This window comes from Roseateles toxinivorans (genome assembly GCF_004362525.1).
In the GTDB taxonomy this organism is placed as follows: Bacteria; Pseudomonadota; Gammaproteobacteria; order Burkholderiales; family Burkholderiaceae_C; genus Paucibacter; species Paucibacter toxinivorans.
This window is the reverse complement of record NZ_SNXS01000002.1, coordinates 1040842-1053725: the sequence shown is the minus strand read 5'-3', so window position 1 is coordinate 1053725 and position 12884 is coordinate 1040842. Positions and strand designations below refer to the sequence as shown.

The 12884-nt window shown below is 67.6% G+C and carries 11 protein-coding genes; 9 read left to right on the top strand and 2 right to left on the bottom strand.

Annotation, left to right across the window (positions count from 1 at the left end; translation table 11 throughout):
• Positions 1-4 precede the first annotated feature (4 nt).
• Together DES47_RS10535 and DES47_RS10530 are read left to right on the top strand one after the other, a co-directional pair.
• Positions 5-616 carry a hypothetical protein gene (locus DES47_RS10535; RefSeq protein ID WP_133700606.1) on the top strand — a complete coding sequence of 204 codons (612 nt, stop codon included), beginning with the start codon at positions 5-7 and terminating at the stop codon, positions 614-616.
• 79 nt (positions 617-695) lie between these two features.
• Positions 696-2468: a DUF885 domain-containing protein gene (locus DES47_RS10530; RefSeq protein ID WP_166651952.1), complete on the top strand. Its 1773-nt coding sequence runs from the start codon at positions 696-698 to the stop codon at positions 2466-2468.
• On the opposite strand, the gene DES47_RS10525 is transcribed toward DES47_RS10530, so the two are convergent.
• On the bottom strand, positions 2465-4018 hold the full coding sequence (locus DES47_RS10525) for a 3-hydroxyacyl-CoA dehydrogenase (protein WP_133700604.1): 1554 nt from the start codon (positions 4016-4018) through the stop codon (positions 2465-2467). The genes DES47_RS10530 and DES47_RS10525 overlap by 4 nt on opposite strands.
• A 138-nt stretch (positions 4019-4156) precedes the next feature.
• On the opposite strand from DES47_RS10525, the gene DES47_RS10520 reads away from it, so the two are divergent.
• Positions 4157-5800 (top strand): FMN-binding glutamate synthase family protein, encoded by a 1644-nt coding sequence (locus tag DES47_RS10520; RefSeq protein WP_133700603.1) that lies wholly within the window; start codon positions 4157-4159, stop codon positions 5798-5800.
• 106 nt (positions 5801-5906) lie between these two features.
• Entirely contained in the window at positions 5907-6569 is a 663-nt protein-coding gene (locus DES47_RS10515) for a response regulator (protein WP_166651951.1), read from the top strand.
• Here the strand turns inward: DES47_RS10515 and DES47_RS10510 are convergent, their stop codons facing one another.
• Positions 6570-7196 carry a glutathione S-transferase family protein gene (locus DES47_RS10510; protein WP_133700601.1) on the bottom strand — a complete coding sequence of 209 codons (627 nt, stop codon included), beginning with the start codon at positions 7194-7196 and terminating at the stop codon, positions 6570-6572. It lies immediately after the preceding gene.
• Positions 7197-7365: 169 nt separating this feature from the next.
• Between DES47_RS10510 and DES47_RS10505 the strand changes: the two genes are divergently transcribed.
• The 5 genes from DES47_RS10505 to pyrF all read left to right on the top strand — a co-directional run bounded on the left by DES47_RS10505 (position 7366) and on the right by pyrF (position 12724).
• Positions 7366-7743 carry a BlaI/MecI/CopY family transcriptional regulator gene (locus tag DES47_RS10505; RefSeq protein WP_133700600.1) on the top strand — a complete coding sequence of 126 codons (378 nt, stop codon included), beginning with the start codon at positions 7366-7368 and terminating at the stop codon, positions 7741-7743.
• Positions 7740-9488, top strand: coding sequence for a M56 family metallopeptidase (locus DES47_RS29665; RefSeq protein WP_133700599.1), 1749 nt, complete (start codon positions 7740-7742; stop codon positions 9486-9488). Before DES47_RS10505 ends, DES47_RS29665 begins: the two co-directional genes overlap by 4 nt.
• A gap of 63 nt (positions 9489-9551) precedes the next feature.
• A complete protein-coding gene (locus DES47_RS10495; RefSeq protein WP_133700598.1) occupies positions 9552-10412 on the top strand; it encodes an alpha/beta hydrolase in 861 nt (286 codons plus the stop codon).
• A 55-nt stretch (positions 10413-10467) separates the two neighbouring features.
• Positions 10468-11838: an adenylosuccinate lyase gene (gene purB, locus DES47_RS10490; protein WP_133700597.1), complete on the top strand. Its 1371-nt coding sequence runs from the start codon at positions 10468-10470 to the stop codon at positions 11836-11838.
• 43 nt (positions 11839-11881) lie between these two features.
• Positions 11882-12724, top strand: a complete 843-nt coding sequence (pyrF, locus tag DES47_RS10485; protein WP_208114953.1) for an orotidine-5'-phosphate decarboxylase — start codon at positions 11882-11884, stop codon at positions 12722-12724.
• Positions 12725-12884 lie beyond the last annotated feature (160 nt).

Sequence of the window (12884 nt, the reverse complement as noted above, 5' to 3'; positions counted from 1 at the left end):
CACCATGAGCAGCCGCGCCCTCACCACCCTGCCAGAAAAGACCGGCCTGGCCCAGCAGATGGGTGACGCGGTGCTGGGCTTTGTCAGCCGCATTCCGTCGAGCAAGGAGCCGATCAGCAGCACCCCGGCCGCCCGCGCCGAGGCGCTGACCCAGGCCGCCGCCCGTGCGGCCGCCTTGACCGCTGGCGGCCTGGCCCTGCCGCCGGGCCCACTGGGCTGGCTGACCCTGGTGCCCGAGCTGATGGCGGTGTGGCGGGTGCAGGCGCAGCTGGTGTCCGACATCGCCGCGCTGTACGGCAGGCAGGCGACGATGACGCGCGAGCAGATGATCTACTGCCTGTTCAAGCACATGGCCTCGCAGGCGGTGCGCGACCTGACGGTGCGCCTGGGCGAGCGCTTCATCGTGCGCCAGCTGACCACGCAGGCGACGCGCGCGCTGGCCGGCGTGATCGGGTTGCGCATCAGCGAGCGGGTGCTGAGCAAGGGCGTGTCGCGCTGGCTGCCGGTGGTCGGGGCGATGGGCGTCGGCGCCTATGCCTATTACGACACCCGTCAGGTGGCGAAGACGGCGGTGGCGCTGTTCGAACGCGAAATCGAGCTGGCACCAGCCGACTGAGGCAACGGGCGATCAACGCCCCCGACCTGCAGCCGGCCCCCGCACAATGCGGGCTTCGATCAAGCTTGAGAGTGCGTCCATGCTGCGTCCCCTGCTGACCCTGATCACCACCTGCGCGGTGCTCTCCGTCCTCCCCGCCGCAGCCGCGGGCCCAGGCACCGCCACCGAGCGCCTGCATCAGCTGATAGAAAAGAGTTGGGCCCAGGACATGGCCGATTCGCCGCTGTCCGCCACCTACTACGGCGAGAAGGGCTTCAACGACCGCTGGCCCGACATCAGCCCTGCCGCCATGGCCCGCAGCCATCAGCAGGACCGGGATCTGCTGGCCCAGCTGGCACGCATCGACAGCCGGCAATTGCCGGCCGCCGAGCGCCTCAACCACGAACTGTTCAAGAAGTCGCTGGAGTCGCGGCTGGCGCTGTGGCCGCACCAGCCCTGGGCCTACGAGATGACGGCCCGCGACGGCCCGCAGGCGCTGAACGAGGTGGCCGAGAACATGCCCTTCGACACCGTGGCCGACTACGAGACCTGGCTGAAGCGCCTGGACACCCTGCCCGCCTACCTCGAGCAGTACATGGACAGGCTGCGCGCCGCCGCCAAGACCGGCCGCACCCAGCCCCGCATGCTGATGGCCCGCGTGCTGCCCCAGCTGCAGGGCCAGCAGGTCGCCAGGGTCGAGGACAGCCCCTTCTATGCCCGGTTCAAGAGCTTCCCGGACAGGATCCCCGCGGCCGAGCGCGAGCGCCTCAGCCGCCAGGCGGCGCAGGTGATACAGAACAAGGTGCTGCCGGCCTATGCGCGCATGGAGGTCTTCTTCCGCACCGAGTACCTGCCTGCCTGCCGCGAGTCGGTGGGCATCTGGGACACGCCAGGCGGCGCGGCCTACTACGCCAACCGCGTGGCCGAGCACACGACGACGACCTTGACGCCCGACGAGATCCACCAGATCGGCCTCAGGGAAGTGGCGCGCATCCATGGCGAGATGCGCAAGGTGATGGAGCAGGTCGGCTTCACCGGCACGCGCCAGCAGTTCTTCGAGAAGCTGCGCAGCGACCCGCAGTTCTACTACGCCACGCCAGAAGAGCTGTTCAATGCCTATGTGGTGGTGGCCAAGAGCATAGAGCCCGAGCTGCCCAAGCTGTTCGGCAAGCTGCCACGCACGCCCTTCGGCGTGCGTGCGATACCGATGACCAGCGCGCCGAACACCACCGCCGCCTACTACAGCGGCCCGTCGGTGGACGGCACGCGGGCCGGCTACTTCTACGTCAATCTGTACCGTCCCGAGATGCGACCCAAATACGAGATGGAGGTGCTGGCCTCGCACGAGGCCGTGCCCGGCCATCACCTGCAGATCGCGCTGGCACAGGAGCAGGCCGAGCTGCCCAAATTCCGCCGCTTCGCCAGCTACTCGGCCTTCCTCGAAGGCTGGGCCCTGTACGGCGAGGCCCTGGGCTACGAGCTGGGCCTGTACAAGGACCCTTACTCGCGCTTCGGCCAGCTGACCTACGATATGTGGCGGGCCGTGCGCCTGGTGGTGGACACCGGCATCCACAGCCAGCGCTGGACGCGCGAGCAAGCGATCGACTACTTCCGCGACAACGCCGCCAAGACCGAGACCGACATCGTCAACGAGGTCGATCGCTATATCGGCTGGCCCGGCCAGGCCCTGGCCTACAAGATCGGCCAGCTGCGCATCATGGCCCTGCGCGCCCAGGCCGAGCAGGCACTGGGGTCAGGTTTTGATGTGCGCGCCTTCCATGACGCGCTGCTGGCCCAGGGGGCCTTGCCGCTCGACGTGCTGGAGCAGCAGATGCGAGGCTGGACCCAGGCCCGCATCAAGGCCAAGCGTTAAGCGACCAGCCTGACCGCCCAGCGCCGCTGCTGCAGTAGCGGGCTGACGCGGTAGCGCTCGCTGCGCGTGGCCTCATACAGACCATCCAACACCTGGCAGACGGCTTCGACGCCGATCAGTGCCAGCCACTCGAACGGGCCCGCCGGATAGTTGGTGCCCAGCTTCATCGCCAGGTCGGCGCCCTGCTCGTCGCAGACGCCCTGGTAGACCGCGTCGGCGCCCTCGTTGACCAGCATGCAGACGGTGCGGGCCACGGCAAGGCCTGGCAAGTCGCGCAGTTCCAGCGGCGTCCAGCCCAGCGCGCGCATCAGGGCGCGGGCGGACTCGCGGGTGGCCTCGTCGGCCGTGGCGGCAAAGGCCAGGCCCAAGCCGGTGATGCGGTCGGGCGCCAGCGGCAGGTCCAGCACGGCCAGCTCGGGCTGGCTGCGTTGTGCGGCAAGCTGCATGGCGCTGCGACCGCTGCTGAAGTGCAGCTCGGCCTCACCCAGCTGCAGCCCCTGCCAGCCCGACTCGGTCTCGCGGGCGAAGTCCTGGCCCTTGTGGGTCAACCAGGCAGCAAGCCCCTCGACCAGCGCGCCGTCGCCATGCAGGGTGATGGCCGGCAGTTCCGCCGCAACAGCCGACTCTGCAGCCGGAGCCACCGGCACGCCGTCGTAGAAGCCCTTGCCGACCTTGCGGCCCAGGCGGCCGCCATCGAGCAGGGCTTTCTGCACCAGCGAGGGCATGTAGCGGCGGTCGCCGTAATTGGCCTCGAACACCGACTGGGTGACCGAGTAGTTGATGTCGTGGCCGATCAGGTCCATCAGCTCGCACGGGCCCATGCGGAAGCCCGCGCCACGCAGCGCCTGGTCCAGCTGGGCGGGCGTGCCGGCCTGCTCCTGCAGCAGGGCCAGCGTCTCGGCGTAATAGGGCCGGGCGATGCGGTTGACGATGAAGCCCGGCGTCGACTTGGCATGCACGGCCGTCTTGCCCCAGGCGGTGGCCAGGTCGAAGATCACCTGGGCCACCTCGGGCGAGGTCTCGGCGCCCCAGACGACCTCGACCAGCTTCATCAGCGGCACCGGGTTGAAGAAGTGCATGCCGACCAGGCGCTGCGGGTTCTTCATGCCATTGGCCAGGGCTGTGATCGAGATCGACGAGGTGTTGCTGGCGATGATGGCGCCCGGCGCCAGCAGCGCGTCGAGTTCGCGCAGCAGCGCCTGCTTGGGTGCCAACTGCTCGAGGATGACCTCGACCACCAGGGCCGAGTCGGCCAGGTCGGCGATGCCTGCGGCGGGCGAGATGCGCGCCAGCACCGCCGCGCGCTCGGTCTCTTCCAGGCGGCCCTTGGCCACCAGGGCGGCCAGGCCCTTGGCGATCTGATCGCAGGCGGCCTGGGCCGCGCCCTCGCGCACATCGAGCAGGCGCACCGGGTGGCCGGCCTGGGCGGCCACCTGGGCGATGCCGGCGCCCATGGTGCCGGCGCCGACCACGGCGATGGGCGCCTGCTGGGGCGCCCCCGTCAACAACCAGGGGGAGGACGAGGAAGTAGTGCTTGGAGATTCGCTCATGGTGGCCAGCTGCAAAGAATGTCGGATGCCGGCGATTGTGCCCGGGGCGGAGAACAGGGTCGGTTCCCCGGGTTTACATGCCACATCGGCAGGCGCAGGCCGGTCTAGGATCCGGCATTGCCCGATACGGAGTTGCCCATGCCCGCCTGGTTGCTTGCCCTGGACCGCCACTTCCCGCTGCGCTACAGCACCTGGCTGCTGTGCATCGTCGGCTGCCTGCTGTGCGCCTTTGTCTGGGTCGTCACCGGCCAGATGGGCCTGGCGACGCTGGTGTTCGCGGGCCTCGCGGCCCTGGGGCTGCGCGACGTGCGCCAGGTCAAGCGCTCGGTGCTGCGCAACTATCCGGTCATCGGCCATCTGCGCTTTCTGCTCGAGTTCATACGCCCCGAGATCCGCCAATACTTTCTGGAGAGCGACAACGAGGCCACGCCGTTCTCGCGCCAGCAGCGCTCACTGGTCTACCAGCGCGCCAAGGGCGATTCCGACAAGCGCCCCTTCGGCACCCAGCGCGATGTGCGCGCCTCGGGCTACGAATGGATCAACCATTCGATGGTGCCCACCGCGCTGGACTCGCACGACTTTCGCATCACCATAGGGGCGGGTCGTGCCCAGCCCTACTCGGCCAGCATCTTCAATATCTCGGCGATGAGCTTTGGCGCGCTGTCGGCCAATGCCATCCTGTCGCTGAACTCCGGCGCCAGGCAGGGCGGCTTTGCGCACGACACCGGAGAGGGCTCGATCAGCGTGCACCACCGCCAGCATGGCGGCGACCTGATCTGGGAGATAGGTTCGGGCTACTTCGGCTGCCGCAATGACGACGGCTCGTTCAATCCCGAGAGGTTCATGACCAATGCGCGCGATCCGCAGGTCAAAATGATCGAGCTCAAGCTCAGCCAGGGTGCCAAGCCGGGCCATGGCGGTGTGCTGCCGGGCCCGAAGGTGACGGCCGAGATCGCCCAGGCGCGTGGCGTGGCCATTGGCGAGGACTGCATCTCGCCGGCCTCGCACGGCGCCTTCTCGACACCGATCGAGATGATGCGTTTCATCGACCGGCTGCGCGATATGTCGGGCGGCAAGCCGACCGGCTTCAAGCTTTGCATCGGCCATCCCTGGGAGTGGTTCGCGATCTGCAAGGCCATGCTGGAAACTGGCATCACGCCGGACTTCATCGTCGTCGATGGCGCCGAGGGCGGCACCGGCGCGGCGCCGCTGGAGTTCACCGACCATGTCGGCGCGCCGCTGCAGGAAGGCCTGCTGCTGGTGCACAACACGCTCGTCGGTCTGGACCTGCGCGACAAGATCAGATTAGGCTGCGCCGGCAAGGTGGTCAGCGCCTTCGACATCGCCCGCATGCTGGCGCTGGGCGCCGACTGGTGCAACTCGGCGCGCGGCTTCATGTTCGCCCTGGGCTGCATACAGGCGCAGAACTGCCACACCGGCCACTGCCCGACCGGGGTGAGCACGCAGGATCCGGTGCGCCAGCAGGCCCTGGTCGTGCCCGACAAGGCGCAGCGCGTGTTCCACTTCCATGACAACACCTTGAAGGCCTTGAAGGAGCTGGTGCAGGCCGCCGGCCTGCAGCATCCGAGTGAGATCTCGGCCGCGCATATCGTTCAGCGTATCAGCGCGCACGAGGTCAAGCTGCTGAGCGGGCTGCTGCCCTTTGTGGCGCGCGGCGCGCTGCTGCACGGCGAGCTGCCGCACAACACCTTCAAGCTTTACTGGCCTGTGGCCAGCGCGCACAGCTTCCATGCCAGCGCCGCGCTCACCGCCGCCCCCTGAATCGGGGGGAGTGCATATCCTTACAGCACCGGGTCGGGGGGATGGCAAGCCGGGTCGGCGCACCAACAATGTGCTGTTGATACCGCCCCCCCCAGTTCCCCGCCCCATGTCCGAAGTCGTCGTTGTCAGAAGAACCCTGGAATCGGTTCAGCGCGCCCAGTCCGAGCTGGCCGCGATTCCCGAGCTGCATTGGGCCGGCGGCACCCAGAGTCTCAGCCGGGCGGCCGAGTTGATACGGCTGCACAAGCCGCAGCTGCTGCTGTGCGATCTGCGCCTGGTCGGCGGCAACGCGATGCATTTGCTGAAGTCGCTGCACAAGACGCCATTGGCCAATGCCGCGCCACCGCGTGTGCTGCTGCTGACACCCTCGGCCGATGACCAGCTGCTGTTCCAGGCCCTGTGCGCCGGGGCCGATGGCTATGCGCTGGATGCCGGCGACCCGGAGCAGTTGCAGCACGCCGCGATCGACTTCCTGACCGGCCAGGCGCCGATGTCACCGATGATCGCGCGCCAGATGCTGGCCTGTTTCGGCGAGCCGCGCACGCCGCTGCACCGCGCCAGCCAGCCCCCTAGCTGGCCGTTCATAGCACCGGTGCGCAGCGGCGAACTGGCCGAGTCCGAACGCAGCCTCCTGAGCCTGCTCGCCCATGGTCTGCTGGCCGGTGAAATTGCGCGCTGCTGGGGCCAGGCACTGGAGCAGGTGGCACGGCAGATCGCCAGCCTCTACCGCAAGCTGCATGCCGCGGCGCCCTGCCCGATGACGGTCTGATCAGACGGGCGGACGGGTGTCGATGAAGCTCTGGCGCTGCGCCAGCTTCTCGTACAGCCTGGCCAGATTCGGGTGGTCGGCGCGCCAGTCGATCTGCGGAAAGCGGAAGTCCAGATAGCCCAGGGCACAGCCGACGGCGATATCGGCCAGCGAAAAGTGGTTGCCGGAGCACCAGTTTCTGTCGCCCAGCCCCTGGCTCATGGCCTTCAGCACGGCGCTGATCTTGCCCATCTGCCGGTCCACCCAGACCTGCGAGCGCTGGGCCTCGGTGCGGCCGCTCCAGGTTTGCTCCAGGCGTGCCAGGATGGACGCATCGAGCAGACCATCGGCCAGCGCCTCCCAGGTACGCACCTCGGTGCGCTCGCGGCCCCGCTCGGGTATCAGCTTGCCCACCGGCGACAGCGTGTCCACATATTCGACGATCACGCGGGAATCAAAGACCGCACCGCTGATCGAGTCCTGGCCTTCCATCACCAGACAGGGCACCTTGCCCAGCGGGTTGACCTTCAGAATGTCGTCGCTGGCCCAGACGTCCTCCAGCAGCAGCTGATAGTCGAGCTTTTTCTCGGCCATCACGATGCGGACTTTGCGGACGTAAGGGCTGGTGAGTGATCCGATGAGCTTCATATGGGGTTTTTGGGGACTGCGGTCCTCGTTGTGCAAACGATTCTAGCGAAGCATCTGTTGCGCGGCAGTCTGTACAAAACAACTGATCTGGTGCAGAGCCGCGGCCTCGCATCGCCATCTAGACAGAAAGTTCTAGACAAGATGTTCTAGAACTTATATTCTGCACGCCATGCAAACCCCGCCACCCAAACCCACCGCCGCCGAGCTGGATCTGCTGCGCACGCTGTGGCGCATCGGCCCGGCCACCGCCAAGCAGGTCCATGAGGCCCTGCTCGCCGACCGCCCCGACGCCAGCGACGCCACCGTGCTGCGCCAGTTGCAGATCATGCACGGCAAGGGCCTGCTGACGCGCGACGAGAGCCAGCGCTCGCACGTCTACGCCCCTGCGCAATCGCAGGATGCGCTGCAGACCCACTTGCTCAAGGACCTGATCGCCAAGGCCTTTGCCGGCTCCGGCAAGGCCCTGGTGCTGGCGGCGCTGAAGGGCCACGTCAGCAAGAAGGAACGGGCCGAGATCGAGAAGTTTCTGCATGGGGATGAGGCATGAGCGGTATTGAAGCTCTGCTACAGGACTGGGTGCCGGCGCTGGGCTGGGCGCTGCTCAACTTCATCTGGCAGGGTCTGTTGGTGGGTGCCGTTGCGGCTTTGCTGCTGTTCCTGCTGCGGGCTTACGGGCCGCGCAGCCGCTATGCCGTCTGCGGCGCGGCACTGCTGCTCTGTCTCTTGTTGCCGGCGCTGCAACTGAGTGGCGGCCCGGAGCCAATGCCACAAAGCGCCCCGGACGTCGCGATGCTGGCACCGGACTGGCTGATCACGCTGCAGTCCGTGATGCCCGAGCTGGTCCTCGCATGGTGCCTGGGCGTGGCCCTCATGGCATTGCGCATGGGCCTGGGTCTGGCCTGGGTGGCGCGACTGAGGGCCGGCCCGCATGCGCAGCACCCGCAGTGGCAGGCGCGCACCGATGCGCTGGCGCGGCGCATCGGCCTGCACGGCTGCGTGCCGCTGCAGGTGGTGGAGCGTTTGAGCAGCCCGCTGACGGTGGGCTGGTGGCGGCCGGTGATACTGGTGCCGGCGGCACTGATCAGCGGCATGCCGGCCCCGCTGCTGGAGGCCCTGCTGGCCCATGAGCTGGCCCATGTGCGGCGGCTGGACTATCTGATCAACCTGCTGCAAAGCGGCATCGAGGCGCTGCTGTTCTTCCATCCGGTCGTCTGGTGGTTGTCCAGCCGCATGCGTCGCGAGCGGGAGCAGGTGGCCGATGAACTCGCCGCCCAGGCCTTGGGCGAGCCCCGGCGCCTGGCGCTGGCGCTGCATGAACTGAGCTTGATGAACCCGAATCCGCAAACCCTGGCCCAGTCAGCCCGAGGAGGCGATCTGTTGCAGCGCATTCAAACCCTGCTGGCCCCGCGCCGGCACAGCTCGGCCTGGAAGCTGTTCCTGCCAGCCTTGGCCCTGACCATGGGCAGCCTGCTGGTCCAGGCCAATGCCAAGCCGGTCGCACCGCAGGCCGCCGAGCCAACCCGGCCCGCCGCCAGTGCGCCGGCCCCGTTCACCCTGCCGGTGAACGCCCGCCATGCGCTGGTGCTGGAGGAAGGCACGGGCCAGGTGCTGATGCACAAGGATGCCGATGCGGTGGTGCCCATCGCCTCGCTGACCAAGCTGATGACGGCCATGGTGGTGCTCGATGCCAAGCTCGACCCGGCCGAGAAGATACGCATAGACCGCGACGATGTGGACACCCTCAAGCACAGCCCCTCGCGCGTGCCCGTCGGCGCCAGGATGCCCCGGCTGGCGGCGCTGAAGCTGGCCCTGATGTCGTCCGACAATCGCGCCGCCGCGGCACTGGCCCGCACCTATCCTGGTGGCCTCGAAGCCTTCGAGCTGGCGGTGCAGGCGAAGATACGGACACTGGGCCTGACGCACACCGCCATCGCCGAACCGACCGGCCTGTCACCGAAGAACACTTCCACCGCCACCGAGGTGGCGAAGCTGGCCGCAGCGGCATCGCGCTATCCCGAGATCGGCCAGATCACCAGCGACCGCAGGGCGCTGATTCCAATCAATGGCCGCTCGGTCGAGTACCGCAACACCAACCGGCTGGTCGGCAGCAAGGGCTGGGACATACGCCTGTCCAAGACCGGCTACACCGACGAGGCCGGCCGCTGCCTGACGATGCGCATGATGAGCGGCGGCAAGAACGTCACCGTCGTGCTGCTCGATGCCGACGGCTCGGCCGACCGCCTGCGCGACGCCGCCAAGATCCGCCGCTCGCTGGAAAAGCGCCCCGCCTGAACCCCTGACTACAGCCCCACCTGAGGACCCGGTGCGGCCGCCGCATGCCCGATCGAGACCACCATGTTTGTTGCCCGCCTGCTGTTCATCGCCCTGCTCGCCCTCGGCGCCCTTGACGGCCGCACGGCCCCCCTGGAGCCCTACACCCTGGCCAACACCGAGGTCCACCCGCTGCGCTCGCGACTGCTGCAGCGCGACTACCGGCTGTTTGTCAGCCTGCCGGTGGACTACGACAAGCAGCCCGCGCGCCGCTATCCGGTGCTGTTCCTGACCGACACGAACTATGCCTTTCCGCTGTTGCGCAGCATCTCGCACATGGCGCGCAACCAGGGCCGCGATCTGCAGGACTTCATCCTCGTCGGCCTGTCCTATGCCGATGGCGACAGCCCCCAGGCCAGCCGCAATCGCGACTACACGCCCAGCGCGAGGCGCGACAAGGGCGGGGACAGCACACCCGTCTATGGCCAGGCCGAGGCCTATCGCCGATTCATCGCCGAGGAGGTGTTTCCCTATGTCGAGAAGACCCTGCGCGCCGACATGGGCCGCAAGATCTTCGCCGGCCATTCCTATGGCGGCCTGCTGGGCGCCCATATGCTGCTGACCGAGCCGGGCATGTTCCAGCACTACATCCTCAGCAGCCCCTCGCTGTGGTACGACGACGGCCTGATGCTCAAGCGTGCTCAGGCCTTTGTGGGCCAGCAGCGCGGGCTGAAGGCCCGGGTGCTGCTATTGGTCGGCGGGCTGGAGCGAGGCAAGGACGAAGACATGGTCGGGGACCTGCGCCGCTTCGAGGCCATGCTCAGATCGGCGCGACTGCCCGGGCTGCATGTCGAGAGCCGGATACTGGCCGGCGAGGGGCATCTGACCGTCTTCCCGGCGGCCATCTCCCGGGGTCTGTTCTGGGCATTGCGGCCGGGCGCTTAAAATCCACGGGTTTGCCCCAGTCACTCTAGCGCAGCGGCCCCCACCGCCCCAAGCCATGAACCTCTCCGCCCTCTCCGCCCTTTCGCCCCTGGATGGCCGCTACGCCTCGAAGGTGGCCGGCCTGCGCCCGCTGCTGTCGGAGTACGGGCTGATGCACCGCCGCGTGCAGGTCGAGGTGGAATGGTTCATCGCGCTGTCGGACGCCGGCTTTGCGGAGTTCAAGCCACTGTCCGAGGCCGCCCGCGGCCTGCTGCGCGGCTTTGTGCTGCGCTTCTCCGAGGCCGATGCCCAGGCCATCAAGGACATCGAGAAGACCACCAACCACGATGTGAAGGCGGTCGAGTACTGGTTGAAGGCCCGCTTCGAGCACCACCCCGAGATGAAGGCCGCCGGCGAGTTCGTGCACTTCGCCTGCACCAGCGAAGACATCAACAACACCAGCCACGGCCTGATGCTGAAGGCCGCGCGCAGCGAGGTGCTGCTGCCTGCGCTGGACCGCATCATCGCCAAGATGCTGGACATGGCCCACACGCTGGCCGATGTGCCCATGCTCAGCCGCACCCACGGCCAGACCGCCAGCCCGACCACCGTCGGCAAGGAAGTCGCCAATGTGGTGGCCCGCCTGCAGGTTGCACGCAGCCGCATCGCCGATGTGAAGCTGCTGGCCAAGATGAATGGCGCGGTCGGCAACTACAACGCCCATCTGTCGGCCTGGCCCGATTTCGACTGGGAGGCCTTCTCGCAGAAGGTCGTCGAGCAGTCGCTGGGTCTGACGTTCAACCCCTACACGATTCAGATCGAGCCGCATGACTACATGGCCGAGCTGTTCGATGCGCTGACCCGGGCTAACACGATACTGATCGACTGGTCGCGCGACGTCTGGGGCTATATCTCGGTGGGCTATTTCAAGCAGCGCACCAAGGCCGGCGAGATCGGCAGCTCGACGATGCCGCACAAGGTCAACCCTATCGACTTCGAGAACGCCGAGGGCAATTTCGGCCTGGCCAGCGCGATGCTGACCCATCTGAGCCAGAAGCTCCCCGTCAGCCGCTGGCAGCGCGACCTGACCGACTCGACGGTGCTGCGCAACATGGGCGTGGCCCTGGGCTACGCGCTCTTGGGCTATGACTCGCTGCAGCGCGGCCTGGACAAGCTGGAGGTCAATGAGGCGATGCTGGCCGACGACCTGGATCATGCCTGGGAAGTGCTGGCCGAGCCGATCCAGACGGTGATGCGCCGCTACAGCCTGCCCAACCCCTACGAGCGCCTGAAGGAGCTGACCCGCGGCAAGGCGATCACCCGCGAGGCGATTCGCGGGTTCATCGAAACTCTGGAGCTGCCCGAGGCCGAGAAGGCCCGCCTGCGTGACCTGACCCCCGGCAGCTACACCGGCAAGGCCGCCGAGCTGGCCAAGCGCCTGCGCTGATCCCCAGCAACGAACCGACAGAGCTACCCAGGAGACCCCACGCATGAACTTCATCGAGATGCTGCAACAGGCAGAGAAGCTGAACAACTCGATGCTGTGCGTGGGCCTGGACCCTGAGCCCTCGCGCTTTCCCGGCTCCTGGCGCGGCGATGCGTCGCGCATCTATGACTTCTGCAGCGCGATCGTCGATGCCACCAAGGACCTGGTGATCGCCTTCAAGCCGCAGATCGCCTACTTCGCCGCGCAGCGCGCCGAAGACCAGCTCGAGCGGCTGATGGCCCACATCAAGCGCGTGGCGCCAAACGTGCCGGTGATTCTCGACGCCAAGCGTGGCGACATCGGCAGCACCGCCGAGCAGTACGCCCGCGAGGCCTTCGAACGCTACCAGGCCGATGCGGTGACCCTGTCGCCCTTCATGGGTTTCGACTCGATAGAGCCCTATCTGCGCTACCCGGACAAGGGCGCCATCCTGCTGTGCCGCACCTCGAACGCCGGTGGCAGCGATCTGCAGAACCAGCGCCTGGCCGACATCCCCGGCCAGCCCCTGCTCTACGAACACCTGGCGCAGCTGGCCCAGACCGCCTGGAACCGCAACGGCCAGCTGGGTCTGGTGGTCGGCGCAACCTTCCCGGCCGAGATCGAGCGGGTGCGAGAGCTGGCGCCTGACCTGCCGCTGCTGATCCCGGGCGTCGGCGCCCAAGGCGGCGATGCCCGCGCCACCGTGCATGCCGGCTGGCGCGGCCAAGCCGGCCGAACCACGGGTCCCATCATCGTCAACTCCTCGCGCGCGGTGCTCTATGCATCGGCCGGCGAGGACTTTGCCGCCGCCGCCCGCGCCGTGGCTCTGCGCACCCGCGACGAGCTGAACCAGGCCAGGCAGGCCTGAATCGCCCAATTCAGCGCTCACGCGGGTCCGGAATGCGTACATAGATCGCGTTTGCCCCCCATTTCGGGTGCCAGCCCGTGTTCCGTTGGGCCGGGTTCTGGTTAAGACTGTGGGCCGCGCCGGGATAGGGTTCCGGCGATGGGAGCCGTGGGAGCCGTGG

Coding starts and splice junctions, on each gene's coding strand:
- DES47_RS10535 (WP_133700606.1), top strand. CDS start 5: ATGAGCAGCCGCGCCCTCACCACCCTGCCAGAAAAGACCGGCCTGGCC.
- DES47_RS10530 (WP_166651952.1), top strand. CDS start 696: ATGCTGCGTCCCCTGCTGACCCTGATCACCACCTGCGCGGTGCTCTCC.
- DES47_RS10525 (WP_133700604.1), bottom strand. CDS start 4,018: ATGAGCGAATCTCCAAGCACTACTTCCTCGTCCTCCCCCTGGTTGTTG.
- DES47_RS10520 (WP_133700603.1), top strand. CDS start 4,157: ATGCCCGCCTGGTTGCTTGCCCTGGACCGCCACTTCCCGCTGCGCTAC.
- DES47_RS10515 (WP_166651951.1), top strand. CDS start 5,907: ATGTCCGAAGTCGTCGTTGTCAGAAGAACCCTGGAATCGGTTCAGCGC.
- DES47_RS10510 (WP_133700601.1), bottom strand. CDS start 7,196: ATGAAGCTCATCGGATCACTCACCAGCCCTTACGTCCGCAAAGTCCGC.
- DES47_RS10505 (WP_133700600.1), top strand. CDS start 7,366: ATGCAAACCCCGCCACCCAAACCCACCGCCGCCGAGCTGGATCTGCTG.
- DES47_RS29665 (WP_133700599.1), top strand. CDS start 7,740: ATGAGCGGTATTGAAGCTCTGCTACAGGACTGGGTGCCGGCGCTGGGC.
- DES47_RS10495 (WP_133700598.1), top strand. CDS start 9,552: ATGTTTGTTGCCCGCCTGCTGTTCATCGCCCTGCTCGCCCTCGGCGCC.
- purB (WP_133700597.1), top strand. CDS start 10,468: ATGAACCTCTCCGCCCTCTCCGCCCTTTCGCCCCTGGATGGCCGCTAC.
- pyrF (WP_208114953.1), top strand. CDS start 11,882: ATGAACTTCATCGAGATGCTGCAACAGGCAGAGAAGCTGAACAACTCG.